This is a genomic window from Gammaproteobacteria bacterium (genome assembly GCA_032250735.1).
Lineage (GTDB): Bacteria > Pseudomonadota > Gammaproteobacteria > SZUA-152 > SZUA-152 > SZUA-152.
On record JAVVEP010000002.1, the window covers coordinates 167,320 to 193,372 of the forward strand.

The window sequence follows — 26,053 nt, forward strand, 5'->3', positions numbered from 1 at the left end:
CCCCGGGTGACACAGACACCGGGATGATCAGGCGGACGCAGAAAGACGCGGCAACAGGATATTTCCGGTTGTCGCGTTTCTGCCGTCTGCTGAGGCGATCTGCAGGGAGTTAATGTGGATTGTGCAATTAACGTATAAGTGACTGAATATAAATATGTCTAAGCGCGATTATTACGAAATTCTGGCGGTGAACAAGAACGCCAGCGATGCCGAACTGAAAAAGGCCTTCAAACGGCTGGCAATGAAGCACCACCCGGATCGCAACCCTGACGACAAGGGCGCGGAAGAGAAATTCAAGGAGGCCAAAGAGGCCTACGAGGTACTGAGTGACCCGCAAAAGCGTGCCGCCTATGACCAGTTTGGTCATGCCGGCGTGGAACAGGGAGGCGGTGGCAGGCATGCAGGCGGGAGCGCAAGTTTCAGCGACATCTTCGGCGATGTGTTTGGCGATATCTTCAGTGGCGGCGGTGGCCCCGGCGGCCAGCAGCGGGCGCGACGCGGCGCGGATCTGCGCTACAACCTGGACCTGAGCCTGGAAGAGGCGGTGCGCGGCACCACGGTGAAGATCCGGGTTCCCACCTCGGTCACCTGTGCGACCTGTGGCGGCAGTGGTGCGAAAAAGGGCTCAAAGCCCGAGCAGTGCACCACCTGTGGCGGTGTGGGGCAGGTGCGCATGCAGCAGGGCTTCTTCTCGTTGCAACAGGCCTGTCCGCACTGTGAGGGCACAGGCCAGGTTATCAAGGACCCCTGCACCACCTGCCATGGTCATGGCCGGACCCAGGAGCGCAAGACCCTGTCGGTGAAGGTGCCTGCCGGGGTGGACAATGGCGACCGGATTCGCCTCAGCGGCGAGGGCGAGGCGGGTGATCGCGGCGCGCCGAGTGGTGATCTGTATGTGCAGATCGGCGTCAAGGAGCATCCGCTGTTTGTGCGCGAGGAGAACAATCTCTATTGCGAGGTGCCGATCAGCTTTGTCACCGCCACCCTCGGCGGCACGCTGGAGGTGCCCACCCTGGACGGCAAGGTGAAGCTCACCATCCCGCCCGAGACCCAGACCGGCAAACTGTTCAAGCTGCGCGGCAAGGGCGTGAAGTCGGTGCGCGGCGGCCCGGTCGGTGACCTGCTGTGCCGGGTTTCGGTGGAGACGCCCGTCAATCTGAACAGCAAGCAAAAGGAATTGCTGAAGCAGTTTGAGGCGGCGATGTCCGATAACGGTAAGAAGCACAGCCCGAAGGAAAGCTCCTGGATCGATGGCGTCAAAAATTTCATTGATGGCATCAAGTTATAGAAACTTTTTAAGGTAGATTGGTCGGCATGTTCTCTGCCACCCCGGCCGAGATTCGGGTGGCCGATGATGCTGGTGACACATTAAGGAGATCAGATGAAGATTCGATTACTGCAATGCCTGTCGTGCCGCCCGCGCCTATTAACCACGCCAGATCCGGCCATGACGGCGGTGGGAGCAGGGCCACGACGACAGGGCCGGCTACAGGCGATATGGCTCAGCGCGATTCTGGTGCTGCTGAGCGCCACCGTTGTTGCCGCCGAAGAGGAGCAGCTGCGTTTCCCCGGCGATCCGCCCGAACACAAGGTCGTGTACCAGTTTAATCAGGCCGATGAGGCCTACCAGCAGGCGGTGCTGTTTTCGGTGGGTGCGATGCTCAGGAAATGGGGCGATAATATTTCCATCGTGGTGGTGGGTATCGGCCCCGGGATCCACATTCTCGGCAAGACACCGGGGCGGCCGGTGAGCGAGGAGATCCGGCAGCGGGTCGCCAGCCTGAGCCAGTATGGTGTCGAATTTCATGCCTGCGGCAATACCATGAAGTCACTGCATTGGGAGGAAAAGGATATCCTGCCGTTTGCCAAGATCGTGGAGGTCGGCGCCTCGGATTTGATGGAATTACAGGAACAGGGTTACGCCTATCTGAGCTGGTAGGGCGGCTGATGTCAGGGCTGATCACCGGCCCGATAGTCCTTCATCCCGCGCAATAGGCTAAAAAAGACTAACAAGAAAAGTGAGTGTCAGAGAGACGATGATAAAAATCGCAATTTCCGGCGCCGGCGGGCGCATGGGTAAGGCCTTGCTGGAAGCGGCCAAGGAAACCGATGGGCTGATGGTGAGCGCGGCGATCGAGCGTGCCGGCAGCTCCCTGCTGGGCGTCGATGCCGGTGAGCTGGCCGGTATCGGTACGCTGGGTATTCCTGTGGTGGACCGGCTGGACGAGGCCGCGGCGTTTGATGTGTTGATCGATTTCACCCGCCCCGAGGTGACGCTGGCGAATATCGCCGTCTGCCGCGAACGCGGTAGCGCGATGGTGATCGGCACCACGGGTTTTGACGATGCGCAAAAGGCGCTAATCCGCGAGGCCAGCAGTGAGATCGGTATCGTGTTCGCCCCCAATATGAGCGTTGGCGTCAATCTCTGTCTCAAACTGCTGGAAATGGCGGCCAGGGTGCTGGGTGATGAGGTGGATATCGAAGTGATCGAGGCCCACCACCGTCACAAGATCGATGCGCCCTCGGGCACGGCGCTACGGATGGGCGAGGTGGTGGCGGAGGCCCTGGGTCGTGATCTGAAGACCTGCGCGGTGTATGGCCGCGAAGGGCGCACCGGTGAGCGGGACCGAAAGACCATCGGCTTTGAAACCATCCGTGCGGGCGATATTGTCGGTGATCACACCGTGCTGTTTGCCGGTATGGGCGAGCGGGTGGAGATCACCCACAAGGCCTCCAGCCGAATGACCTTCGCCCATGGCGCGATGCGGGCTGCCCTGTGGCTCGGTGCCCGTGATACCGGGCTGTACGACATGCAGGATGTGCTGGGCCTCAACGCCGATTGATGGCGGTTGCCTAGGCCCTTACCGCCTCGGCTCTCATCCCTCGCTCCTAGACAGACGGGAACCCATTACAGTAAAATCACCGCACTGTATCGAACGCGCGAAGCAGACGAACGCGATGTGATGCGGGGCTAAATTTTGAGCGGGAGGCCGAGACATCGTCCCTCCCGCTTTGTGCATCTGCAGGTTTTGCAGGCCCGTCTTTTGCGGCTCTGCGGTAGGTACTTAGCTCATCCAATACGACATGCAACGAGACTCTTAAACGGGACTCCTGAACGAGGAAAACGGCTTGCGAAAACCGGCATTACTGGCTTTAGCGGATGGCACACTCTTTTGGGGTGAATCGATTGGGGTAGATGGCCAGACAGTGGGTGAGGTGGTGTTCAACACCTCCATTACTGGCTATCAGGAGATCCTTACCGATCCCTCCTATTGTCAGCAGATCGTCACCCTGACCTACCCGCACATCGGCAACGTCGGTACCAATCACGAAGACGCAGAATCCGCTGCGATCCACGTCAGTGGTCTGGTGGTGCGCAATGTGCCCTTGCTGGCCAGCAGCTGGCGCAGTGAATCCAGCCTCGAGGACTATCTGCAGGCGGGCCGGGTTGTCGCCATTGCCGACATCGATACCCGCGCACTGACCCGTGTGTTGCGTGAAAAGGGCGCGCAGGCCGGGTGTATCGTCGCCGGTGACGCTATCGACCCGCAGGCCGCGATTGCTGCCGCCCAGGCCTTCCCCGGTCTAAAGGGCGTCGATCTGGCCCAGGTGGTCACCACCAAGAAGGCCTACGCCTGGACACAGGGCAGCTGGACACTGGAGGGCGGCCTGCCCGCGCCCAGCAGCGATCTGCCCTATCACGTGGTCGCCTATGACTACGGCGTAAAAAGCAACATCCTGCGCATGCTGGTGGACCGCGGTTGTCGCTTGACGGTGGTGCCGGCCCAGACGACGGCGGCCGAGGTGCTGGCCCTGAACCCCGATGGCCTGTTCCTCTCCAATGGCCCGGGTGACCCGGAACCCTGTGATTACGCCCTGGCGGCGATACCACCCCTGGTCGACAGCGGCCTGCCCACCTTTGGTATCTGTCTGGGACATCAGCTGTTAGCGCTGGCCAGTGGCGCGAAGACCCTGAAGATGAAGTTTGGCCATCATGGCGCCAATCACCCGGTGCAGAACCTGCAGGGGGGCGAGGTGATGATCACCAGTCAGAATCACGGCTTCGCGGTAGACGAGGCATCCCTGCCCGCGAACCTGAGGGCCACGCATCGCTCCCTGTTCGACGGCTCATTGCAGGGTGTGGAGCGCACCGACCAACCGGCGTTCAGTTTTCAGGGCCACCCCGAGGCAAGCCCGGGCCCGCACGATGTGGCACCCTTGTTTGATCGCTTTATTGAAGCGATCAAACAGTATCGAGGGGCGAGTAACGAGTAGCGAGGGTTCGCGGTTTTTCCCACCCCTCGCAACCAGACACTAGAGACTGTTATTTACATGCCAAAACGTACCGACATAAAAAGCATCCTCATCCTTGGCGCCGGCCCGATTGTCATCGGCCAGGCCTGCGAATTCGATTACTCCGGCGCCCAGGCCTGCAAGGCCCTGAAGGAAGAGGGTTTCCGCGTCATCCTGGTGAACTCCAATCCGGCCACCATCATGACCGACCCCGACATGGCCGATGCGACCTACATCGAACCCATCACCTGGAAGACCGTCGCCAACATCATCGAGCGCGAGCGTCCCGACGCCTTGTTGCCGACCATGGGCGGACAGACGGCACTCAATTGCGCGCTGGATCTGGATCGCGAAGGCGTGCTGGAGAAATTCAAGGTCGAGATGATCGGCGCAAACCGCGACGCCATCGACAAGGCCGAAGACCGTGACCGTTTCAAAAAGGCGATGGAAAAGATCGGCCTGGATATGCCGCGTGCCGCGGTCGCCCATAGCCTGGAAGAGGCCTGGCAGGTGCAGGCGCAGGTGGGTTATCCCACGGTGATTCGTCCGTCGTTCACCATGGGCGGCAGCGGTGGCGGTATTGCCTACAACAAGGAAGAGTTTGTCGAGATCTGTGAGCGTGGCCTGGATCTTTCGCCCACCAAGGAGTTGCTGGTGGAAGAATCCATTCTCGGCTGGAAGGAATACGAGATGGAGGTGGTGCGTGACTGCAAGGACAATTGCATCATCATCTGTTCCATCGAAAATCTCGACCCCATGGGTATTCACACCGGTGATTCCATTACCGTCGCCCCGGCGCAGACACTCACCGACAAAGAGTATCAGATCATGCGCAACGCCTCGCTGGCGGTGCTGCGTGAGATTGGTGTGGATACTGGCGGCTCCAATGTGCAGTTCGCCATTGACCCCGAAAATGGCCGCATGATCATCATTGAGATGAACCCGCGGGTGTCGCGTTCCTCGGCCCTGGCCTCCAAGGCCACCGGGTTCCCCATTGCCAAGATTGCCGCCAAGCTCGCCGTCGGCTACACGCTGGATGAGTTGCAGAACGACATCACCGGTGGTGCGACACCGGCCTCTTTTGAGCCGAGCATCGACTACGTGGTCACCAAGGTGCCACGCTTCACGTTTGAAAAGTTTCCCAAGGCCGACTCCCGGCTCACCACCCAGATGAAATCGGTGGGTGAGGTGATGGCCATCGGTCGCACCTTTCAGGAGTCCCTGCAAAAGGCCTTGCGCGGTCTGGAGACGGGTGTCTCCGGCCTGGATCCGATTCTGGATTTTGCTGCCGAAGGTGCGATGGATAAACTGCGCCACGAACTGCGTACGCCGGGGGCGGATCGTCTGTGGTACGTGGGTGACGCCTTTCGCGCCGGTCTGCCGGTCGCTGAGGTGTTCGAACTGACCAAGATTGACCCATGGTTCCTGGTGCAGATTGAAGAGATCATCCAACTGGAAAAAGAGGTTGCGGAGCAGGGCCTGGCGTCGCTCGATAAGGCGCGCATGTTTGCGCTCAAGCGCAAGGGTTTTGCCGATCAACGACTGGCGGATTTGCTGGCCATGAATGTCAATAAGCTGCGTGCGCACCGTCATGCGCTGGGCGTCCGGCCTGTCTACAAACGGGTTGATACCTGTGCGGCGGAATTCTCCACCAATACCGCCTATATGTATTCCACCTATGAGCAGGAATGTGAATCGAAGCCGACCAGCAGAGAAAAGATTATGGTGCTGGGAGGCGGGCCCAATCGCATCGGCCAGGGTATCGAATTCGATTACTGTTGTGTGCATGCCGCCTTTGCCCTGCGTGAAGACGGCTATGAAACCATCATGGTGAACTGTAATCCCGAAACCGTTTCGACAGATTACGACACCTCGGATCGTCTCTATTTTGAATCGCTGACGCTGGAAGATGTGCTGGAGCTGGTCGAACTGGAAAAGCCCATGGGCGTGATCGTGCAGTACGGTGGTCAAACACCGTTGAAACTAGCGCGCGAGCTGGAAGCCGCCGGTGCGCCGATTATTGGCACCTCGCCGGATGCGATTGATCTGGCGGAAGACCGCGAACGGTTCCAGAAGCTGATACAAAAACTTGGCCTCAAACAGCCGCCGAATCACACCGCGCGCAATCCGGAACAGGCGGTAGAGCTGGCGGCAGATATCGGTTACCCACTCGTGGTTAGACCATCGTATGTGCTGGGTGGTCGTGCCATGGAGATTGTGTATAACGAAAGCGAGCTGAAGCGCTACATGCGCGAAGCGGTGAAAGTCTCCAATGATTCGCCGGTGCTGCTGGATCGGTTTCTTGATGACGCAATTGAGGTCGATGTGGATGCGGTGTGCGACGGCACACAGGTATTGGTGGGTGGCATCATGCAGCACATCGAACAGGCCGGTGTACATTCCGGTGACTCCGCGTGTTCGCTGCCTCCCTACAGTCTGTCGGCGGATGTGCAGGAACGGATGCGCGAGATGGCCCGCGAGCTGGCGCTGGCGCTCAATGTTGTGGGTCTGATGAATGCGCAGTTTGCGATCAAGGGCGACGATATCTATGTTATCGAAGTGAACCCCCGCGGTTCGCGCACCGTGCCCTTTGTTTCCAAGGCCACCAGTTTGCCGCTGGCGAAAATCGCGGCGCGCTGCATGGCAGGCAAAAGCCTGGCGGAGCAGGGCATTACCACCGAAATCATTCCCGACTATTTTTCGGTGAAGGAGGCCGTATTCCCGTTTGTAAAATTCCCCGGTATCGATCCCATTCTGGGGCCGGAAATGAAATCCACCGGTGAGGTGATGGGGATCGGGCGGGATTTTGCGGAGGCCTTTGCCAAGGCGCTGCTGGGCGCGAGCGTCAGTCTGCCATCCGGTGGCGCGGCCTTTGTCAGTGTGCGCGATGCCGATAAACCGGGTGTCCTCAATGTTGCCCGGCGACTGGTAAAGCTGGGCTTTGTGCTGGTTGCTACACGGGGTACCGCCAAGGCTCTGGGTGACGGCGGCATTGAGTGTGTTACGGTGGATAAGGTGGGCGAGGGGCGTCCCCATATTGTGGATATGATTAAAAACGATGAAATAAAGCTGATTATTAACACCACGGAAGGCACACAGGCGATCGCCGATTCGGGCACCATTCGCAGTAATGCCTTGCAGCATAAGGTCACCTACACTACAACATTAGCCGGTGCTGATGCCATGTGTTCGGCGATGGAGCAGGGGGAAAGCTCGGTGGTTAACCGACTGCAAGACTTACACCAGGAGATTAGGCAATGACGGGGAAGGTACCATTAACCGCAGAAGGGGCAGAAAAGCTTCGCGAGGAGCTGCGCGAGCTGAAAAATGTCGTGCGACCACAGATTATCGCTGCGATTGCCACTGCGCGCGAGCATGGCGATCTCAAGGAAAATGCTGAATATCATGCGGCGCGTGAACAGCAGAGCTTTACGGAAGGCCGCATTGCCGATATCAGCAATAAACTGAGTAACGCGCAGATCATCGACATCTCACAGATTACGCCGACCGGTAAGATTATTTTTGGTGTTACGGTGGATTTGATCGAAGAAGAGACCGGCAAGGAAGTGACTTACCAGATCGTCGGTGAAGACGAGGCCGATCTTAAGGTCGGCAAGATTTCGGTGACCTCACCGATTGCGCGCGCCCTGATCGGTAAGGAAGAGGGCGATATTGCCGAGGTGCAGGCTCCCGGCGGCGTGAAGGAATACGAGATCATCGCGGTGAAATATCTCTAGTCATGCGGGGAATTTCGCGGTCCTGTTGGTGGGCGGGCGCAGAACGCAGTCTGCTGACCTTGTGGGTCGGCGGTCTCTGGACAGCGGGTTATGTGGTTGCCCCTAGCCTGTTTACGGGCCTGGATGATCGCCAGCTTGCCGGGCAATTGGCGGGCCAGGTGTTCCGGCTGATCAGTTACATCGGTCTGGTGGCCGGCAGCCTGTTGTTGGTGTCGACCCTGGTGCGGGCGGGCTCGGTCTGGGCGCGTGAGTGGCGCAGCTGGGTATTGGCGAGCATGCTGGTACTGGTCGTGGTCGGTGCCTTTGTGGTGCAGCCGATGATGGTGGAGCTCAAGCAGGAGTTTGCGGCGCAGGGTATGGTACCCGGCAGTGCCCAGGCCGCCAGCTTTGGACGCCTGCACGGCCTGTCGTCGATCCTGTATATGCTCACCAGCCTGCTGGGGCTGAGTCTGGTTGCCGTTGGTCTGCGGATCGGCGTGCGGACGGGCGATACGCATTAATCCTGTGCTGGGCGTGCGTTGCGGGTGCCGGGCCGCACTTCCCGCTTTTGCCGCCTGCCTTTCTCGTCTCCGGCCGAGCAGGCCTAACGCGGCACTTTGATGCCAGGGTACTCGCCACGTCGATAGAGGACGGCGATATGTCCGATGGTCGTGACCAGTTGGCTATTGGTCCGTTTGCAGAGGTCGGCGGCCATTTTCAGTCGCTCATTACGGTCCTGCCCGCTGATGCGCACTTTCAGCAGTTCGTGGTGCGCCAGGCGGGCGTCCAGTTCCGCGATTACGCCGTCGGTGATCCCGCTGTTGCCAATCATCACCACCGGCTTGAGGTTGTGGGCGAGGCCACGGAGGTGGCGTTTTTGTTTAGGTGTCAATAACATAAAGACCAATGCTAAAAGTAATTAGAAGTAATATTCATCCGCCACGCGTTGCGCGACCGACATTGTTGGAGGCGTACCAGCCATGACATTTCCCGCAGCCACAAAGCCAGAGTCCATGAACCCAGAAACCCTGCATCCAGAAACCAGAGAAATGCGGACTGAGAGCCATCCATCCTGCGCCGAGTCCGAAGGCATACCGGGCTCACGCGGTTTTGGGGTGGCGGCCAGCCCGTTTAATGGCATCAAAATCGAACTCGGTTTTGCCATCCTGCTCGGTGCCATCGTTTGGCTGGCGGCGGATTCTATCACAGCCAATGCGCAGACGCAGTGGTTGATCTTGCTGGGCTATGGCCTGACCAGCATGGCCTGGCTGGTGCTGCGGACCCGTGCCGTGTTGCGCCGCTGTCTCGCCCGGGCGCAAGTGTGCCCATGAAACGCACCAATAGCAGCCAAAACTGGTTACGCCGGCACTTTAATGACCATTACGTGCAGGCGGCGCAGAAGGCCGGCTACCGTTCACGGGCGGTCTTCAAGTTGCTGGAAATCCAGGAAAAGGACCGGATGATTCGGCAGGGACAGGTCGTCGTGGATCTGGGCGCCGCCCCCGGCGGTTGGTCGCAGATCACGGCGCCACTGGTGGGCAAGTCCGGCACGGTGATCGCGCTCGACATCCTGCCGATGGAGCCACTCAACGAGGTGACCTTCATCGAGGGCGATTTTACCGAGCAGGCGGTGCACGAGCAGCTTATCGCAGCCCTGGCCGGGCGCGAGGTTGACCTTGTATTGTCAGATATTGCCCCCAATATGAGTGGAATGCGGGGAATCGATCAGCCTCGGGCGATGTATCTGGCTGAATTGGCACTGGATTTTGCTCAGGGCACACTGAAGCCCGGCGGCGACTTCCTCACCAAGGTGTTTCAGGGGGAGGGATTCGACCCCTATTTGCAGCTGCTACGACAGTCATTTACCAAGGTGCTGATCCGCAAGCCCAAGGCATCACGACCAAAATCACGAGAGGTGTATCTCTTGGCTAAAGGTTTTAAGGGGCTGCGTTGACGGTCCCATCTGGGCTCCAGGCCAGGCGGGCCAGGCGCGGGTTGAAGTTGAAATTCAGCATCAATTAATGTACTAAACGATCTACCAAACAATTTATTACACAGCAATTCAGTAGGCAGTTTACCGGCGGTTGTTATCGCCACTAATTTGCAGGCGGTTGTTTTCGCCACTAAATGCACCCTATTACCTGGTCAGCAAACCCGTTTGAGTAGTAATGAAACCTTATTTACTAAAACGATGACTAAATCATTTACTAAACCAGAGGTTACCCAGTTTGAGTGACTTAGCAAAAAACCTTGTTTTATGGATCGTCATCGCCGTTGTCTTGGTGTCGGTGTTCAATAATTTCGGACCGCGCCCCACCTCGGCAAAACCGATGGACTATTCGGAATTCGTGGCCGCGGTAAAGCAGGGCTCCGTTTCGAAAGTGGAAATTGCTGGCCGCTCCATCCGCGGTCTCACCGCCAACGGTGAGCGTTTTACGACCTACAGTCCTGATGATCCGGGGCTGATTGCCGACCTCCTGAACAGCGGCGTGATTATTGATGCCAAGCCACCCGAGCAACCGGGCATGCTGTCGCAAATCTTTATTTCCTGGTTCCCGATGCTACTGCTGATTGCGGTGTGGATTTTCTTCATGCGGCAGATGCAGGGTGGCGGCGGTGGTCGTGGTGCGATGTCCTTCGGCAAGAGTAAGGCGCGCCTGTTGGGCGAGGATCAGGTCAAGGTGACTTTTGCCGATGTGGCCGGTGTCGAAGAGGCCAAGGAAGAGGTAGCCGAGCTGGTCGAGTTTCTGAGCGATCCCGGCAAATTTCAGAAGCTCGGTGGCAAGATCCCGCGCGGTGTGTTGCTGGTGGGCTCGCCCGGTACCGGTAAAACTCTGCTGGCCAGGGCCATCGCTGGCGAGGCCAAGGTGCCGTTTTTCACGATCTCGGGTTCCGATTTCGTCGAGATGTTTGTGGGTGTGGGTGCCTCGCGTGTCCGCGACATGTTTGAGCAGGCCAAAAAACATGCACCCTGCATTATTTTCATCGATGAAATTGATGCCGTGGGCCGTCACCGTGGTGCAGGTCTGGGCGGCGGACATGATGAGCGCGAGCAAACGCTGAATCAGTTGCTGGTGGAGATGGATGGTTTCGAGGGTAACGAGGGCGTCATCGTCATCGCCGCCACTAACCGCCCGGATGTGCTCGACCCCGCCCTGTTGCGTCCGGGTCGTTTCGATCGCCAGGTCGTGGTCGGCCTGCCGGACGTGCGTGGCCGGGAGCAGATTCTCAAGGTGCACATGCGCAAAGTGCCGCTGGCCGATGACGTGAAACCCAATATCATTGCCCGTGGCACGCCCGGCTTCTCTGGTGCCGATCTGGCCAATCTGGTCAACGAGGCGACGTTATTTGCCGCCCGTGCCAATAACAAGCTGGTCACCATGGCCAATTTTGAAAAGGCCAAAGATAAAATCATGATGGGCGCGGAACGCAAGTCCATGGTGATGGATGAGGCCGAAAAATCATTGACGGCGTTTCATGAGGCAGGTCATGCCATCGTCGGCCTGAATGTGCCGTCACATGACCCGGTTTACAAAGTGACTATCATTCCCCGCGGCCGTGCCCTGGGTGTCACCATGTTCCTGCCGGAAGCGGATCGCTACAGTTACAGTAAACAGCGCCTGGAGAGCCAGATTTCAAGCATGTTTGGTGGGCGTATTGCCGAGGTGCTGGTGTTTGGGGCTGAATCGGTAACGACCGGCGCCTCTAACGATATCCAGCGTGCCACGGAAATCGCGCGCAACATGGTGACCAAGTGGGGGCTGTCCGAAAAACTGGGGCCGCTGACCTATATGGAAGAGGAAGGCGAGGTTTTCCTCGGTCATTCCGTCTCGCAAAACAAGCATGTTTCGGATGAGACTGCACACATCATCGATGAAGAAATTCGCGTGATTATTGATCGTAACTATCAACGCGCGGAAAATATCCTGAAGGAACACCGGGATAAACTTGATGCGATGGCTGCCGCACTAATGAAGTTTGAAACGATCGATCAGGAACAAATTGCGGACATCATGGCGGGTAAGCCGCCGCGTCCACCGGCGGACTGGTCGGATGATGATACGCGTGCCAACACTCCGACTGACAGTGGCGCCAGTAAAGCCAGTGCCGAAGATAAGTCCGCGAGTGATAGCAAGGCGAGCGACAGTAAAATTGGTGGCCCGGCAGGCGAACATTAATCGCCATCGTTGCACGCATTGACCTAGACTGACTGGCCAATGATGGGTTCATTGCACTGCGGTGGCAAACAGCTGGATGTTTGCAGTACCTCGCCGGCGCACGTTATGGGCATATTGAATGTGACCCCCGATTCCTTTTCGGACGGGGGTCTTTTTGTATCTGCCTCAAACGCCCTGGCGCAGGCCCGACAGATGGTGCTGGATGGGGCTGCGATTATCGATGTGGGCGGTGAATCGACGCGACCGGGTGCGACGGCGGTGAGTGTGCAGCAAGAACTGGATCGCGTCATTCCGGTGATTGAACGGATCCACCAGGAAATCGATACGATTATCTCGGTGGACACCAGCAAGCCTGAGGTTATGCGTGCGGCGGTAAACGCCGGTGCCGGCATGATCAATGATGTGCGCGCGCTGAGGGAGGCCGGCGCGCTTCAGGCTGCTGTCCAGGCCGTTGATGAAAAAAATGTGGCGGTGTGTCTGATGCACATGTCAGGTGAGCCGCGTGAGATGCAGCTCAATCCACAATACGATGATGTGGTGAATGACATTAAGGATTTTTTACAGGCGCGTATTGCGGCGTGTACCGCTGCCGGAATCGATGCCGACAGGCTGTTGATTGATCCCGGGTTTGGTTTTGGGAAAACGGTCGCGCACAACCTGAGTCTGGTGAAAAATTTGTCGGCATTCGCAGCCCTGGGGAAACCCATCGTCATGGGGGTTTCCCGCAAGTCGACAATCGGCACTTTATTGAACAGAAAAACAGAACAGCGTCTGGCGGGCAGCATTGCCCTGGCCACACTCTGTTGCCAGTTTGGGGCAAACATTATCCGTGCCCATGATGTGGCCGCGACCGTGGATGCCGCAAGGATCGTCCATGCCGTGCGCTCCGCGTGATGGGTTTTTTGGCAGGCGGGGCATTAAACCAGTGATCTCAATAAAAATATTCAAGACATTGTAGAAAGGAATCAGGGCATGGGAAAAAAGTATTTTGGTACTGACGGCATTCGCGGCACCGTTGGCGAAGGCCCGATTAATCCGGCTTTTATGTTGAAGCTGGGTTGGGCCGTTGGCCGTGTATTGGCGAAGTCGGGCACTGGCAAGGTATTGATCGGCAAAGACACCCGTATTTCGGGTTATATGTTCGAAAGCGCCCTGGAGGCCGGTCTGGCTGCGGCGGGTGTCAATAGTTACCTGCTGGGCCCGATGCCCACGCCCGCGATTGCCTATCTCACACGTACCCTGCACGCCGATGCCGGTATTGTCATCAGTGCCTCTCATAATCCCTTCCAGGACAATGGCATCAAGTTTTTCTCGGCGACCGGCACCAAACTGTGTGATGCAGTGGAGATGGAGATTGAGGCCGAGCTTGAAAAAGAGATGCAGTGTGTGGACTCCGCCTCGTTAGGCAAGGCGGTGCGCGTGGTGGACGCGCCGGGACGGTACATCGAGTTCTGCAAAAGTACCGTGCCTTCATCCCTGAGCCTTAAGGGTATGAAAATTGTGGTGGACTGTGCCCATGGCGCGACCTACCACATCGGCCCCAATGTGTTTACGGAACTGGGCGCCGAGGTTGTTGCCATCGGCGTCAATCCCAATGGCCTGAACATCAACAAGGACGTGGGCTCGACTCAACCGGCGGCACTGCAGCGGATGGTGCTGGAGCAGGGGGCGGATTTAGGTGTCGCACTGGATGGCGATGGCGATCGCGTCATCATGGTTGACCACAGGGGCGAGATCGTGGATGGCGATGAACTGCTGTACATCATCGCCCGTTCGCGCCTGAATGAGGGCAGTCTGCCCGGCGCCGTGGTGGGCACCCTGATGAGTAACCTGGGGCTGGAACTTGCCCTGCAGCGTGACGGCGTCGATTTTAAGCGTGCCAAGGTAGGGGATCGTTATGTCATGGAGCTGCTGGCCGATGGCGGCTGGATGCTGGGCGGCGAGTCTTCGGGGCATATAATTTGCCTGGATCGCACCACTACCGGGGATGGCATTGTTGCCGCCCTGCAGGTGGTTTGCGCGGTGCAACGCTCTGGCCTCAGTCTGAATGAGCTGAAGTCAGGCATGAGCAAGTTCCCCCAGTGCATGGAAAATGTACGTGTCAGCGGTAAGGTGGATGTCGATGCTTCGCCGGCGATCAGGCTGGCCGTGAGCCAGGCCGAGGCCGAACTGGGTGACCGTGGTCGGGTATTGCTGCGCCCATCCGGCACCGAACCGCTGGTCCGTGTCATGGTGGAGGGCGAGGATGCGGCGCTGGTGACCCAGCTCACGCTACGTCTGGCGCGCGTGGTCGAGGAGGCCCTGGCCGGCTAGCGGTTTGTCTTTTGGGCCCGGGGCGGTTAAGATTTGCGGCCTGATTTTGGGCTGGCAATGCTGCCTGCGGTCAAGGTATTAGCCCGTGCTCGGGAATATCAACGATTGTGAGTGAATTGCCGGCATTTGTCGTAGCTATTTATTGTTGTTGTTGTCACTAAAAGGAAATCACCTACATGCGTCAAATCCTGGTAGCCGGAAACTGGAAAATGAACGGTTCGCTGAAAGAGAATCAGCTGCTGCTCGACGGTGTGATGGCGGGGGTTAAGGCCGGTGTCAATGCAAAAGTGGTGGTCTGTCCGCCTGCAATCTATATCCCCCAGGCCGCTGAAGTCCTGGCCGGGAGCGAGGTTTCCTGGGGTGGACAGAATCTCAGCCCGGAAAAATCCGGCGCGTTTACCGGCGAGATTTCTGCGGATATGCTGCTGGATCTCGGTTCCCGGTACGTGATTGTCGGTCACTCGGAGCGCCGCGCCCTGTTTGGCGAGACGGACGAGGTGGTTGCCGACAAATATGCGGCCGCCCATGCGGCGGGCCTGATCCCTATCCTGTGTGTCGGCGAGCTGCTGGAAGAGCGTGAGTCCGGGGAAACCGAGGCAGTGGTGGCCCGACAGCTCGATGCCGTATTGGCCCGATCCGGCGTCACCGCCCTGGGCGACGGTATTGTGGCGTACGAACCGGTATGGGCGATTGGCACCGGTAAGACCGCCTCGCCGCAGCAGGCGCAGGATGTACATGCCTTTATTCGCCAGCGTGTTGCCGAAAAGGATGCCGCTATCGCCGATAAGCTACAAATTCTTTACGGTGGCAGCGTAAAGCCGGATAATGCCGGCGAATTGTTTGCCATGGCAGATATCGATGGTGGCCTGATCGGTGGCGCATCACTGGATGCCGCGGGCTTTTTGGCGATTTGCCGTGCGGGCTGATATTCCTATCGCCGGTGCTATACCAAGTGCTACCAAGTAAGAGATTTCAAACGTTCCAATATTGAGTTTATACGTTCATGCAAACAGCATTATTAGCAATACATATTTTAGTCGCCCTGGGCATCGTTGGCCTGGTGTTGATGCAGCACGGAAAGGGCGCTGATGCCGGTGCCGCCTTTGGTGCCGGTGCGGCTGGCGGGGCTTCCGGTTCGGTGTTTGGCGCAAAGGGATCCAGCAACTTTCTTTCACGCTCCACCGCGATATTGGCGACGGTCTTTTTTCTGACCAGCCTGTCGATGGCGTATATGTTCAGAACGGCGGAGGTCCCCAGCAGCCTGATGGATCAGCAGACAGAGATGCCGGTCACCTCTGAGGCAGCTCAACCGACGGTTGATACTGATGGACCGGTTGTACCCGTGCAAGAAGCGCCCGTACAAGAAGCACCGCTACAAAAAGATTCCAACGACACGCCGGAAAGCCCGTAACCGGTTTTGTGACGGGTGGTAGCTGCTGATTTAGTGCAGCGCGAATGAACCTGCGGGTGATGTTCAGTAGTTAAAAAATTGCCGATGTGGTGGAATTGGTAGACACGCTATCTTGAGGGGGTAGTGGCGTAAGCTGTGCCGGTTCGACTCCGGCCATCGGCACCATATTTTAAGCGAAGTCAAATGGATTCCTCTGGAATAATGTGAATTAACACATTGATTCGCAAGGGGTATTTGCAAAGTCTCCAGCCTTGACAAGCTCTTTTGATCTAGCCTAGACTCGGTGGTTCGTGCAAACGAATCACGTCTTACCGCTTGGGATAAAAGCGGACGACACAGTGTCAATAATGCGTTTGCAGCAAATTTATAGTTACCAATAACGACAAAAAAATAACAATAAAATCTGCGGGTGGGATTCTAAGCGGTATGCTTGAAAATTATTTACCAATTCTCGTTTTTCTGGTGCTGGGCCTGATCTTTGGTGTGGCGCCCATTGCCTTGGCCTATCTGCTGGCAGAGCAGCGCCCCGATAGCGCCAAACTGTCTCCCTATGAGTGTGGCTTCGAAGCCTTCGAAGACTCTCGCATGAAATTTGACGTGCGCTTTTACCTGGTTGCTATCCTGTTCATTATCTTTGATCTTGAAATCGCCTTTATGTTTCCGTGGGCCGTGGTGCTTGAAGATCTGGGTGTTTATGGTTTCTGGGTCATGTTTGTCTTTTTAGCCATTCTGGTTGCCGGTTTTGCCTATGAATGGAAAAAGGGGGCCATGGAATGGGAGTAGAAGGCATTCTTGAGAAAGGCGTGGTCACGACCTCGGCTGATGCGCTGATCAACTGGGCGCGCACCGGTTCGTTGTGGCCGATGACCTTTGGTCTTGCCTGCTGTGCCGTGGAGATGATGCATGCCGGCGCATCGCGCTATGACCTTGATCGTTTTGGCATAATTTTCCGTCCCAGTCCCCGTCAATCGGATGTAATGATTGTGGCGGGCACGCTGGTGAACAAGATGGCGCCCGCATTGCGCAAGGTTTATGACCAGATGTCTGAGCCGCGCTGGGTCATTTCCATGGGTTCATGCGCCAACGGTGGCGGTTATTATCATTATTCGTATTCGGTGGTGCGCGGCTGTGACCGCATTGTGCCCGTGGATATCTATGTGCCAGGTTGTCCGCCAACAGCAGAAGCGCTGCTTTACGGCATCATACAACTACAAAATAAAATTAAGCGCACAAATACTATTGCCCGCTAATTATCGCCCGTTTGCAGTTGGGCCTCGGAATAGTTTCAGAGAGTGAGGGATTTTTTTGCTGATGAGTAATGCAGCTGACAAACTTGCCGCACGTATCCAGGATCGCTTCAGCGATCTTATGGCTATTGATGTGGCTTTTGACGAAGTCACTATTGAAGTTGCCGCCAAAGACATCGTGCAAACATGCACCGCTCTGCGTGATGAGCCCGATTTTGCCTTCACCCTGCTATGTGATCTTTGCGCGGTTGATTATCTGACCTATGGCAAGGCGGAGTGGGAGACCCGTACAGCAACGGGTAGCGGCTTTAGTCGTGGTGTAGAATCACGCGATATCACCCCCAGTAGCGGTGGTGATGCGCGCCGATTCGCCGTGGTATATCACCTGTTATCCGTAGTTAATAATCGTCGCCTGCGCGTGAAGGTCTATCTGCACGAAGATGAACCTATTGTGGATTCAGTGGTTGGCGTGTGGACGGGTGCCAACTGGTTTGAGCGCGAGGCCTTCGATCTGTTTGGCATTATGTTTAGTGGTCACCCGGATCTACGTCGCTTACTGACGGATTACGGTTTTATCGGCCATCCTTTCCGTAAAGACTTCCCCCTGATCGGTAATGTGGAAATGCGTTACGACGCGGAAAAACGCCGCGTGATTTACGAGCCGGTGAGCATTGAGCCACGTACACTGGTACCTAAAGTTATCCGTGATGATCAGCAGGATGGTAAGCAACGTGCCTGAGATTAAAAATTACACGCTCAACTTCGGGCCCCAGCATCCATCTGCACACGGTGTGTTACGTTTGGTGTTGGAGATGGACGGTGAAACCATCGAGCGCGCTGATCCGCATATTGGTCTGTTGCACCGCGGTACGGAAAAACTGGCTGAATCCAAGCCCTATAATCAATCCATTCCCTACATGGATCGACTCGATTACGTCTCCATGATGTGTAACGAACACGGTTATGTGTTGGCGCTCGAAAAAATGCTCGGTGTACAGGCGCCAGAGCGTGCTCAGTACATCCGTGTTATGTTCGACGAAATTACCCGTATTCTTAATCACCTGATGTGGTTGGGCGCACATGCGCTGGATATCGGTGCAATGACCGTGTTCCTGTATGCCTTTCGCGAACGTGAAGACATGATGGACATGTACGAGGCCGTGTCCGGCGCGCGTATGCATGCGGCGTATTACCGTCCGGGTGGTGTGTACCGTGACCTGCCGGACAGCATGCCATTGTATGAAGCTTCCAAATGGCACAACCAGAAGGAAGTGGATGTTAAAAATCAAAACCGCCATGGCAGTCTGCTGGATTTTATTGCCGACTTCGTGAGTCGTTTCCCGGCCTGTGTTGACGAATATGAAACGTTACTAACTGATAACCGTATCTGGAAACAGCGCACCGTTGGCATCGGTGTTGTTAGTCCGGAACGCGCATTGCAGCTGGGTTTTACGGGGCCAATGCTTCGTGGTTCAGGTGTTGAGTGGGACATCCGCAAAAAACAGCCGTATGAAGTTTATGACAAGCTAGATTTTGAAATACCCATTGGCGCTACGGGTGATAGTTATGACCGTTATCTGGTGCGCATCGAAGAAATGCGTCAGTCAAACAACATCATCAAGCAGTGTGTTGAATGGCTTCGCGTCAATCCCGGCCCGGTGATGCTGGATGATCACAAACTGACCCCACCCAGCCGCGAACATATGAAAGACGACATGGAGTCGTTGATCCATCATTTTAAACTGTTCACGGAAGGTTATGCATTGCCCCGCGGTGAGGTGTATACCGCGATCGAACATCCTAAAGGTGAATTTGGTATTTATCTTGTATCGGATGGCTCGAACAAGCCCTACCGCTTAAAGATTCGTGCGCCGGGTTTTGCGCATATTTCGTCGCTGGATGAAATGACGCGTGGCCACATGTTGGCGGATGTGGTGGCGATCATTGGTACACAAGATATCGTATTTGGTGAGGTGGATCGATAATGGCTGCCGTCATGAAACAGGGTTTGGACAAGCTGATTTCCGCTGAGTCCTTGGTTGAAATCGATAAATGGGTTTCGAAATATCCCGCCGACAAAAAACAGTCTGCGGTCATGGCTGCTTTGCGCATTGTGCAAGACGCGAATGGCGGCCACTTGACGACTGAACTGATGGATGCTGTCGCAGACTATCTTGAAATGCCGCGCGTATCAGCCTACGAGGTCGCAACCTTCTATTCCATGTATGAATTATCACCGGTTGGCCAGCACAAGATATGCGTGTGTACAAACATCTCTTGCATGCTGTGTGGCTCGGATGAGATTGTTGCCCACCTTAAAAAGCGCCTCGGGATTGGTTTCGGTGAGATTACACCGGATGGTCGGTTCTCGTTAAAGGAAGTAGAGTGTCTGGGGGCCTGCGTAGGCGCGCCGATGTTGCAAATTGGCACGCAATACCATGAACACCTGACGCCTGAAACGATCGACCAGATTCTGGATGGCCTGGATTAAAAATTATGGTCAATGAAGTCTGTTTTAAAACTCTCCACCTCGATAAGCCGTGGACGCTGGAAACATACCAGGGCGAAGGTGGTTATGAGGTTTGGAAAAAAATTCTGGCGGAGAAAACCTCGCCGGAAGATATTATCAGTGAATTAAAGGCATCCGCTTTACGCGGGCGTGGCGGTGCGGGTTTTCCCACCGGCCTGAAGTGGAGCTTTATGCCGCGCAATACGCCTGGACAAAAATACATTGTTTGCAATTCGGACGAAGGCGAGCCCGGCACCTGCAAAGACCGGGATATTCTCCGTTTTAATCCCCATGCCCTGGTTGAAGGGATGGCGATTGCCGGCTACACCATTGGCGCCACTGTTGGCTACAACTATATCCGTGGCGAGTTCTGGGAGCCTTATGAACGGTTTCAGCAGGCCATCGATGATGCCTATGCTGCTGGCCTGCTCGGTAAAAACATTATGGGCTCCGGGGTCGATTTTGACCTTAATGTTCACCTCGGTGGCGGGGCCTATATCTGCGGTGAAGAAACCGCACTGCTGGAGTCCATCGAAGGCAAAAAGGGACAGCCGCGTTTCAAGCCACCGTTTCCCGCCAGTTTTGGCCTGTACGGTCGACCCACCACAATAAACAATACCGAGACGCTCGCCTCAGTTCCGAGCATCTTGAAAAATGGTGGACAGTGGTTCCTCGATATCGGCAAACCAAACAATGGTGGCCCCAAGATTTACAGTGTCAGCGGCCATGTTAACAAGCCGGGTAATTATGAAGTGCCTATGGGCATGCCATTTTCTGAATTGCTGGAAATGGCTGGCGGTGTGCGAGATGGACATACCTTAAAAGCCGTCATTCCCGGCGGTTCATCAACGCCCATTCTGACGGGCGAGGAAATGATGGCCGTTACGATGGATTATGATTCCATCGCCAAGGCCGGCTCAATGCTGGGCGCTGGCTCGGTTATTGTTATGGATGACACAACCTGTATGGTTAAGGCCCTGGCACGCATTTCTCATTTCTATTTCGAAGAGTCATGTGGCCAATGTACGCCGTGCCGTGAAGGAACGGGTTGGTTATCGCGCGTCATACACCGCATCGAGCACGGCCAGGGCAGGCAGGAAGACCTGGATTTGTTGCTGGACGTGGCGAATAAAATCCAGGGTCGCACCATTTGTGCGTTAGGTGATGCGGCGGCCATGCCGGTAACCAGTTTTGTCAAGAAATTCCGTGATGAGTTTCAATACCATATAGATCATAAGACCTGCATGGTGGGTGCTTAGCATTTTGTCCTTAAGCTGAATTATGAAGTCCCGGCTATTAGCCGTAATAAAAACTGGTGCGAGTAATACGATGGTAAACATCGAAATAGACGGTAAGCAATTAGAAGCGCGCGAAGGTGCGATGATTATTGAGGCGGCAGATGACGCCGGGATCTATATTCCGCGTTTTTGCTACCACAAGAAATTATCCATCGCGGCCAACTGCCGTATGTGCCTGATTGAAGTTGAAAAGGTCGGCAAGGCATTGCCAGCCTGTGCGACGCCGATTACCGATGGCATGAAAATCAGCACCCGTTCCGCGAAGGCCATCGAGGCACAAAAAAGCGTGATGGAGTTTTTGCTGATTAACCATCCGCTGGATTGCCCGATTTGCGATCAGGGCGGTGAATGTGAGCTGCAAGACATCGCCATGGGTTATGGTGGCGATGTGTCGGTATATACCGAGCAAAAACGTGTTGTCGAAAACAAGAATTTTGGTCCGCTGATATCCGGCGAGATGACGCGCTGCATTCACTGCACCCGTTGCGTGCGTTTTGGTGAGGAAATTGCCGGCATTAAGGAGCTAGGTGCCACCGGTCGCGGCGAACATATGGAGATCGGCACCTATGTGCAGCTCAGTATCAGCTCAGAGCTGTCAGGCAACGTCATCGACCTTTGCCCCGTTGGTGCGTTGACCTCAAAACCGAGCCGCTTTAGCGCCCGTGCCTGGGAAATAATGCAGCACGAAAGCATAGCGCCGCACGATTGTATCGGCTCAAACATTCGGGTTCACACCTTCCGCAATCGAGTGGTGCGCGTGGTGCCGAATGAGAACGAGGAAATTAACGAAACCTGGCTGTCTGATCGCGATCGCTTCAGCTATGAAGGGCTGAATAGCGATGAAAGACTGACCTCGCCGATGATCAAACAGAATGGCGAGTGGAAAGACGTTGATTGGGATACCGCGCTGCACCGGGTAATTGGCGGCGTCAGTAAAATTCTCAGCGAAAAAGGCGTGGACCAGCTGGGCGCAATAAGCTCACCGAGTTCAACCACTGAAGAACAGTATTTATTACAAAAACTTCTGCGTGAAATTGGCTCGGGTAATGTCGATCATCGCATTCACCAGCTGGATTTCTCTGATCAGAACGATGAGCCGGTGTTTCCCTGGCTAGGTCAATCCGTTCAAGACCTCGAACATAATGATGCGATATTATTGATCGGATCGAATATCCGCAAGGATCAGCCCATTGCAGGCCATAGACTGCGAAATGCGGCATTGCAGGGCGCCGCGGTGATGGTTGTCAATCAGATTGATTACGATTTCAATTTCCCCCTGCTGGCAAAGAAAATCGGCAGTCCGGTGAAGCTTTTGAGTGAATTAGGCGCAATCCTGAAGGCTGTGTGCACGTTTACGTCGGTTGACCTACCTGCTGGACTGGCGGATCTGCTGGCGAATGTTTCCGTTGATGACACGCATGAGACGATTGCACGTCAATTGCAGACCGCCAATAACGCTTCAGTACTCGTGGGGCACGATGCCTATGCGCATGCACATTTTTCGGCGATACGGGCAATGGCCGGCCAGATTGCGAAACTGACATCCAGCAAGCTGGGTTATCTGTCTGACGGCTGCAACAGCGCAGGGGCGAGTCTCGCGGGCGCTGTACCACATCGTGCTGCTGGCGGCGCTAATGCTGCGTTGAAGGGCAAAAATACCGGCGAGATGCTGGATGCCCAGCTGGCCGCGTATATTCTGATGGGCATCGAGCCGGAAGTGGATTGTGCCAATCCATCGCGTGCGCTCGCGGCGGTGAATGCCGCAGATTTTGTTGTGGTACTGAATGCCTTCAGCAGCGACAAGATGAAAGAGTATGCTGATGTGATCTTGCCGATATCACCTTTTTCGGAGACCTCGGGCACCTTTGTCAATGTGGAAGGTCGCTGGCAAAGTTTCGAAGCGGTTGTTGAACCCCTGGGCGATGCCAGACCCGCCTGGAAAGTGTTGCGCGTACTGGGTAACTTGTTTGACTGCGACGGTTTTGACTATGTCTCAAGCCGGGATGTACGCGAAGAACTGAAGTCACTGACGCAAAATGTGGTGCTGACGAATGACATGGAATGGCGCTGTCCTTCGACACTCGCTACCGATAGTCAGGGTATTGAAGGTATTTCGGATCAAAATATGTATGCCATCGACGGTCTTGTGCGCCGGGCAAACAGTCTGCAACAGGTTGCTCATGTCGATATGCAGGCAATCAGAGTCAATCAGTCCGTAGCGACGACTGCGGGATTAACCGATGGGCAGCAGGCGAAAGCTAGGAAAAATAATATTGAAATAATTCTCCCGGTCGTCATCGATGATCGCGTGCCTGACAATAGTGCGTTGATGCCGGGAGTCACAACAGCCTCGCTTATGCACGGCGCGTCGATAGGGGAAGTGACTTTATCGCGCGTTTGAATGCTAACGCATGATATGTGACAAAATTTGAGATACGTGAATGCTTGAATCGATTGAATCAGCACTGAGTTTTTTACCGCCAGGTCTTGTGGCGATGATTGTTATCGTCGGCAAGATTCTGTTGCTGGTATTGCCCCTGATGGGTGCGGTAGCTTATCTGACCTTGGCTGAGCGGAAAGTTATCGGTTATATGCAGGTGCGTATCGGGCCGAATCGAGTAGGTCCACGAGGACTGTTGCAGCCGATTGCTGATGCCGTGAAATTGATGTTCAAGGAAACCATCTTTCCTGCCAACTCCAACCGGTTTTTGTTTATCGCCGCGCCTGTTTTAACCCTGGCGCCATCATTAGCCGCATGGGCCGTTGTGCCATTTAATGACACGCTGGTTATTTCCAACATTGACGCCTCAATACTCTACATCCTGGCAATGACATCCTTGGGTGTTTATGGCGTAATCATCGCAGGTTGGGCATCAAATTCGAAATACGCTTTTCTGGGCGCGCTGCGTTCCGCGGCGCAGATTGTGTCGTATGAAATCGCGATGGGTTTTGCGCTGGTTGGTGTCCTGATCGCTGCCGGCAGTTTGAATCTGGGGCAGATTGTTGATGGACAGCGGGGCGACCTCGGTGTGCTCAACTGGTATCTGATTCCTTTGCTGCCATTGTTTATGGTGTATTTTATCTCCGGCGTAGCGGAAACCAACCGTGCTCCGTTTGATGTTGCGGAAGGTGAGTCTGAGATCGTTGCCGGTTTCCATGTTGAATATTCCAGCATGACATTCTCGGTTTTCTTCCTGGCGGAATACGCCAACATGATCTTGATTGCGTTGTTGACCTCGCTCATGTTCCTGGGCGGATGGTTATCCCCGCTGAACGGGATTCTTCCGGCGAGCCTATTGGCAGGTGAGGGGATAGTCAGCACCCTGCTGGGTGACGGTATCCATTGGCTGCTTGCCAAGACATCCTTCTTCCTGTTTCTGTTTTTATGGTTCCGGGCGACGTTTCCTCGTTATCGCTATGACCAGATTATGCGCCTGGGCTGGAAGGTGTTTATCCCGATCACCATTGTCTGGTTGTTGGTGGTTGCCGCCCTGGTCGTTGCACATATCGGCCCATGGTTTGATTGATGGTGTTTTTAATGAATGACTGTAGGCGTAATGATTTCGGGATGAATTGTTTATGACATCAATTTCGAACTATTTTAAGAGCCTTATCCTGGCCGAACTATTCCGGGGGCTGCTGCTCACGGGCAAGTATTTCTTCCGCAAAAAAATCACGGTGCAGTATCCGGAAGAAAAAACGCCTATGTCACCACGCTTCCGGGGACTGCATGCACAGCGCCGTTACCCCAATGGCGAGGAGCGCTGCATTGCCTGCAAACTGTGTGAGGCAGTGTGTCCGGCCCTGGCCATCACCATTGATTCAGAAGAGCGAGACGATGGCACACGCCGCACAACCCGCTATGACATTGATCTGACCAAATGTATTTTTTGTGGATTCTGCGAAGAGGCCTGCCCGGTCGACGCGATTGTTGAAACGCGTCATTTTGAGTATCACGGAGAAGAGAAGGGTGATCTTTATATGACGAAAGACAAACTTCTCGCTGTCGGTGACAAAATGGAAAAACAGATTGCCGCAGACCGTGCCAGTGATGCGCGTTACCGCTAGTCGTCACCGAATCGATTAATAACCTATAAAAACATAAAGCAAGAATCTATCAATATGGGATTAGAACAAATCATTTTTTATGTGTTTGCAGCGATACTCATCGGGTCCGCAACCCTGGTGGTGACATTGCGCAATCCCGTTTTTTGCGCGCTGGCATTGGTGCTCGCATTCTTTACCAGTGCCGGACTCTGGATAATGCTGGAGGCGGAATTTCTCGCCCTGACCTTGATACTGGTCTATGTCGGTGCGGTTATGGTGTTGTTCCTGTTTGTGGTGATGATGCTTGATATCAACCTGACGGTACTGCGCGAAGGCTTTGCCCGATATCTGCCGCTGGGTCTGGTGGTTGCCATTATTCTGGTGGCAGAGCTGGCCTTGATTGTCGGACCGGAACAGTTCGGTCTGGAAGCGATGCCTGCACCGGCGGCTCATCCCGAGGGTTATAGCAATACCAAAGAAATTGGTTCTGTTCTCTATACCGTCTATCTGTACCCGTTCGAGATTGCTGCCGTGATTCTGGTGGTGGCGATTGTGGCGGCGATATCGTTGACACTGCGTCGTCGCACTACACGCGAGTTTATGAAACCTGAGGCGCAGGTGGCAGTACGGCGCAAAGATAGGGTACGACTGGTGAAAATGTCGTCAGAACCCACAGAAATAACGAATAAAACAGCCGAATAATTCCTGTCTCCGGGGGGAGCATGATTTCAATTTCTCATTTTCTAGTGCTGGGCGCGATCCTGTTTTGTATCAGCGTGGCCGGCATATTTCTGAACCGGAAAAATATCATTATCCTGCTAATGGCAATCGAGATTATGCTGCTGGCGGTTAATATGAATTTTGTCGCCTTTTCGCACTATCTTGGCGATATTGCCGGACAGGTATTTGTGTTTTTCATTCTGACTGTTGCAGCGGCGGAGGCAGCCATCGGTCTCGCGATTCTGGTCGTGTTGTTTCGCAATCGTCGCACCATAAATGTTGAAGAACTGGATTCCCTTAAAGGGTAGCGCGGAGCTTTTT

26 protein-coding genes and 1 tRNA gene are annotated in these 26,053 nt (G+C 55.3%); 26 read left to right on the plus strand and 1 reads right to left on the minus strand.

Annotation, left to right across the window (positions count from 1 at the left end; genetic code table 11):
- The first annotated feature begins 154 nt into the window (after positions 1–154).
- The 7 genes from dnaJ (at position 155) to RRB22_02180 (ending at position 8,530) form a co-directional block, all read left to right on the plus strand.
- On the plus strand, positions 155–1,288 hold the full coding sequence (gene dnaJ / locus RRB22_02150) for a molecular chaperone DnaJ (GenBank protein MDT8383192.1): 1,134 nt from the start codon (positions 155–157) through the stop codon (positions 1,286–1,288).
- Positions 1,289–1,381: 93 nt separating this feature from the next.
- Entirely contained in the window at positions 1,382–1,939 is a 558-nt protein-coding gene (locus tag RRB22_02155; protein MDT8383193.1) for a DsrE family protein, read from the plus strand.
- 97 nt (positions 1,940–2,036) lie between these two features.
- The gene (dapB, locus tag RRB22_02160) at positions 2,037–2,843 is read left to right on the plus strand and encodes a 4-hydroxy-tetrahydrodipicolinate reductase (protein ID MDT8383194.1); all 807 of its coding nucleotides are present in this window, start codon (positions 2,037–2,039) and stop codon (positions 2,841–2,843) included.
- 286 nt (positions 2,844–3,129) lie between these two features.
- The gene (carA, locus tag RRB22_02165; GenBank protein ID MDT8383195.1) at positions 3,130–4,275 is read left to right on the plus strand and encodes a glutamine-hydrolyzing carbamoyl-phosphate synthase small subunit; all 1,146 of its coding nucleotides are present in this window, start codon (positions 3,130–3,132) and stop codon (positions 4,273–4,275) included.
- A 57-nt stretch (positions 4,276–4,332) separates the two neighbouring features.
- Entirely contained in the window at positions 4,333–7,554 is a 3,222-nt protein-coding gene (gene carB / locus RRB22_02170; protein MDT8383196.1) for a carbamoyl-phosphate synthase large subunit, read from the plus strand.
- Positions 7,551–8,030: a transcription elongation factor GreA gene (gene greA, locus RRB22_02175; GenBank protein ID MDT8383197.1), complete on the plus strand. Its 480-nt coding sequence runs from the start codon at positions 7,551–7,553 to the stop codon at positions 8,028–8,030. The genes carB and greA overlap by 4 nt, the downstream gene beginning before the upstream one ends.
- A 2-nt stretch (positions 8,031–8,032) precedes the next feature.
- Complete coding sequence (locus RRB22_02180; GenBank protein MDT8383198.1) at positions 8,033–8,530, plus strand: DUF4149 domain-containing protein; 498 nt, start codon at positions 8,033–8,035, stop codon at positions 8,528–8,530.
- An 83-nt stretch (positions 8,531–8,613) separates the two neighbouring features.
- Here the strand turns inward: RRB22_02180 and yhbY are convergent, their stop codons facing one another.
- Entirely contained in the window at positions 8,614–8,907 is a 294-nt protein-coding gene (yhbY, locus tag RRB22_02185) for a ribosome assembly RNA-binding protein YhbY (protein ID MDT8383199.1), read from the minus strand.
- A gap of 151 nt (positions 8,908–9,058) precedes the next feature.
- On the opposite strand from yhbY, the gene RRB22_02190 reads away from it, so the two are divergent.
- The 19 genes from RRB22_02190 to nuoK all read left to right on the plus strand — a co-directional run bounded on the left by RRB22_02190 (position 9,059) and on the right by nuoK (position 26,040).
- Positions 9,059–9,340 (plus strand): hypothetical protein, encoded by a 282-nt coding sequence (locus RRB22_02190; GenBank protein ID MDT8383200.1) that lies wholly within the window; start codon positions 9,059–9,061, stop codon positions 9,338–9,340.
- Positions 9,337–9,963: a 23S rRNA (uridine(2552)-2'-O)-methyltransferase RlmE gene (gene rlmE / locus RRB22_02195; protein MDT8383201.1), complete on the plus strand. Its 627-nt coding sequence runs from the start codon at positions 9,337–9,339 to the stop codon at positions 9,961–9,963. Before RRB22_02190 ends, rlmE begins: the two co-directional genes overlap by 4 nt.
- A 274-nt stretch (positions 9,964–10,237) precedes the next feature.
- On the plus strand, positions 10,238–12,187 hold the full coding sequence (gene ftsH / locus RRB22_02200) for an ATP-dependent zinc metalloprotease FtsH (protein ID MDT8383202.1): 1,950 nt from the start codon (positions 10,238–10,240) through the stop codon (positions 12,185–12,187).
- 42 nt (positions 12,188–12,229) lie between these two features.
- Positions 12,230–13,081, plus strand: a complete 852-nt coding sequence (gene folP / locus RRB22_02205; GenBank protein MDT8383203.1) for a dihydropteroate synthase — start codon at positions 12,230–12,232, stop codon at positions 13,079–13,081.
- A gap of 78 nt (positions 13,082–13,159) precedes the next feature.
- Entirely contained in the window at positions 13,160–14,500 is a 1,341-nt protein-coding gene (glmM, locus tag RRB22_02210; GenBank protein ID MDT8383204.1) for a phosphoglucosamine mutase, read from the plus strand.
- A 176-nt stretch (positions 14,501–14,676) separates the two neighbouring features.
- A complete protein-coding gene (gene tpiA, locus RRB22_02215) occupies positions 14,677–15,426 on the plus strand; it encodes a triose-phosphate isomerase (GenBank protein ID MDT8383205.1) in 750 nt (249 codons plus the stop codon).
- A gap of 77 nt (positions 15,427–15,503) precedes the next feature.
- A complete protein-coding gene (secG, locus tag RRB22_02220; GenBank protein ID MDT8383206.1) occupies positions 15,504–15,911 on the plus strand; it encodes a preprotein translocase subunit SecG in 408 nt (135 codons plus the stop codon).
- Positions 15,912–15,991: 80 nt separating this feature from the next.
- A tRNA-Leu gene (locus RRB22_02225) sits at positions 15,992–16,076 on the plus strand.
- A 261-nt stretch (positions 16,077–16,337) separates the two neighbouring features.
- Positions 16,338–16,694, plus strand: a complete 357-nt coding sequence (locus RRB22_02230) for an NADH-quinone oxidoreductase subunit A (protein MDT8383207.1) — start codon at positions 16,338–16,340, stop codon at positions 16,692–16,694.
- Positions 16,685–17,161: an NADH-quinone oxidoreductase subunit B family protein gene (locus RRB22_02235; protein ID MDT8383208.1), complete on the plus strand. Its 477-nt coding sequence runs from the start codon at positions 16,685–16,687 to the stop codon at positions 17,159–17,161. Before RRB22_02230 ends, RRB22_02235 begins: the two co-directional genes overlap by 10 nt.
- Positions 17,162–17,222: 61 nt before the next feature.
- A complete protein-coding gene (locus RRB22_02240) occupies positions 17,223–17,897 on the plus strand; it encodes an NADH-quinone oxidoreductase subunit C (protein MDT8383209.1) in 675 nt (224 codons plus the stop codon).
- Positions 17,890–19,143, plus strand: a complete 1,254-nt coding sequence (locus RRB22_02245) for an NADH-quinone oxidoreductase subunit D (GenBank protein MDT8383210.1) — start codon at positions 17,890–17,892, stop codon at positions 19,141–19,143. The genes RRB22_02240 and RRB22_02245 overlap by 8 nt, the downstream gene beginning before the upstream one ends.
- Positions 19,143–19,649: an NAD(P)H-dependent oxidoreductase subunit E gene (locus RRB22_02250; protein ID MDT8383211.1), complete on the plus strand. Its 507-nt coding sequence runs from the start codon at positions 19,143–19,145 to the stop codon at positions 19,647–19,649. Before RRB22_02245 ends, RRB22_02250 begins: the two co-directional genes overlap by 1 nt.
- A 5-nt stretch (positions 19,650–19,654) precedes the next feature.
- Positions 19,655–20,926 carry an NADH-quinone oxidoreductase subunit NuoF gene (gene nuoF / locus RRB22_02255; protein ID MDT8383212.1) on the plus strand — a complete coding sequence of 424 codons (1,272 nt, stop codon included), beginning with the start codon at positions 19,655–19,657 and terminating at the stop codon, positions 20,924–20,926.
- Positions 20,927–20,996: 70 nt separating this feature from the next.
- Positions 20,997–23,366, plus strand: coding sequence for an NADH-quinone oxidoreductase subunit NuoG (nuoG, locus tag RRB22_02260; protein ID MDT8383213.1), 2,370 nt, complete (start codon positions 20,997–20,999; stop codon positions 23,364–23,366).
- A gap of 40 nt (positions 23,367–23,406) precedes the next feature.
- A complete protein-coding gene (nuoH, locus tag RRB22_02265; protein MDT8383214.1) occupies positions 23,407–24,492 on the plus strand; it encodes an NADH-quinone oxidoreductase subunit NuoH in 1,086 nt (361 codons plus the stop codon).
- Between the two features lie 52 nt (positions 24,493–24,544).
- Positions 24,545–25,033 carry an NADH-quinone oxidoreductase subunit NuoI gene (gene nuoI, locus RRB22_02270; protein MDT8383215.1) on the plus strand — a complete coding sequence of 163 codons (489 nt, stop codon included), beginning with the start codon at positions 24,545–24,547 and terminating at the stop codon, positions 25,031–25,033.
- 54 nt (positions 25,034–25,087) lie between these two features.
- Positions 25,088–25,714, plus strand: coding sequence for an NADH-quinone oxidoreductase subunit J (locus RRB22_02275; GenBank protein MDT8383216.1), 627 nt, complete (start codon positions 25,088–25,090; stop codon positions 25,712–25,714).
- Between the two features lie 20 nt (positions 25,715–25,734).
- Positions 25,735–26,040 carry an NADH-quinone oxidoreductase subunit NuoK gene (gene nuoK, locus RRB22_02280; GenBank protein MDT8383217.1) on the plus strand — a complete coding sequence of 102 codons (306 nt, stop codon included), beginning with the start codon at positions 25,735–25,737 and terminating at the stop codon, positions 26,038–26,040.
- Positions 26,041–26,053 lie beyond the last annotated feature (13 nt).

Excerpts from the sequence above, each read along its gene's own strand:
- dnaJ (MDT8383192.1), top strand. The coding sequence starts at position 155 with ATGTCTAAGCGCGATTATTACGAAATTCTGGCGGTGAACAAGAACGCC.
- RRB22_02155 (MDT8383193.1), top strand. The coding sequence starts at position 1,382 with ATGAAGATTCGATTACTGCAATGCCTGTCGTGCCGCCCGCGCCTATTA.
- dapB (MDT8383194.1), top strand. The coding sequence starts at position 2,037 with ATGATAAAAATCGCAATTTCCGGCGCCGGCGGGCGCATGGGTAAGGCC.
- carB (MDT8383196.1), top strand. The coding sequence starts at position 4,333 with ATGCCAAAACGTACCGACATAAAAAGCATCCTCATCCTTGGCGCCGGC.
- greA (MDT8383197.1), top strand. The coding sequence starts at position 7,551 with ATGACGGGGAAGGTACCATTAACCGCAGAAGGGGCAGAAAAGCTTCGC.
- RRB22_02180 (MDT8383198.1), top strand. The coding sequence starts at position 8,033 with ATGCGGGGAATTTCGCGGTCCTGTTGGTGGGCGGGCGCAGAACGCAGT.
- yhbY (MDT8383199.1), bottom strand. The coding sequence starts at position 8,907 with ATGTTATTGACACCTAAACAAAAACGCCACCTCCGTGGCCTCGCCCAC.
- RRB22_02190 (MDT8383200.1), top strand. The coding sequence starts at position 9,059 with ATGCGGACTGAGAGCCATCCATCCTGCGCCGAGTCCGAAGGCATACCG.
- rlmE (MDT8383201.1), top strand. The coding sequence starts at position 9,337 with ATGAAACGCACCAATAGCAGCCAAAACTGGTTACGCCGGCACTTTAAT.
- folP (MDT8383203.1), top strand. The coding sequence starts at position 12,230 with ATGGGTTCATTGCACTGCGGTGGCAAACAGCTGGATGTTTGCAGTACC.
- glmM (MDT8383204.1), top strand. The coding sequence starts at position 13,160 with ATGGGAAAAAAGTATTTTGGTACTGACGGCATTCGCGGCACCGTTGGC.
- tpiA (MDT8383205.1), top strand. The coding sequence starts at position 14,677 with ATGCGTCAAATCCTGGTAGCCGGAAACTGGAAAATGAACGGTTCGCTG.
- secG (MDT8383206.1), top strand. The coding sequence starts at position 15,504 with ATGCAAACAGCATTATTAGCAATACATATTTTAGTCGCCCTGGGCATC.
- RRB22_02230 (MDT8383207.1), top strand. The coding sequence starts at position 16,338 with ATGCTTGAAAATTATTTACCAATTCTCGTTTTTCTGGTGCTGGGCCTG.
- RRB22_02235 (MDT8383208.1), top strand. The coding sequence starts at position 16,685 with ATGGGAGTAGAAGGCATTCTTGAGAAAGGCGTGGTCACGACCTCGGCT.
- RRB22_02240 (MDT8383209.1), top strand. The coding sequence starts at position 17,223 with ATGAGTAATGCAGCTGACAAACTTGCCGCACGTATCCAGGATCGCTTC.
- RRB22_02250 (MDT8383211.1), top strand. The coding sequence starts at position 19,143 with ATGGCTGCCGTCATGAAACAGGGTTTGGACAAGCTGATTTCCGCTGAG.
- nuoF (MDT8383212.1), top strand. The coding sequence starts at position 19,655 with ATGGTCAATGAAGTCTGTTTTAAAACTCTCCACCTCGATAAGCCGTGG.
- nuoG (MDT8383213.1), top strand. The coding sequence starts at position 20,997 with ATGGTAAACATCGAAATAGACGGTAAGCAATTAGAAGCGCGCGAAGGT.
- nuoH (MDT8383214.1), top strand. The coding sequence starts at position 23,407 with ATGCTTGAATCGATTGAATCAGCACTGAGTTTTTTACCGCCAGGTCTT.
- nuoI (MDT8383215.1), top strand. The coding sequence starts at position 24,545 with ATGACATCAATTTCGAACTATTTTAAGAGCCTTATCCTGGCCGAACTA.
- RRB22_02275 (MDT8383216.1), top strand. The coding sequence starts at position 25,088 with ATGGGATTAGAACAAATCATTTTTTATGTGTTTGCAGCGATACTCATC.
- nuoK (MDT8383217.1), top strand. The coding sequence starts at position 25,735 with ATGATTTCAATTTCTCATTTTCTAGTGCTGGGCGCGATCCTGTTTTGT.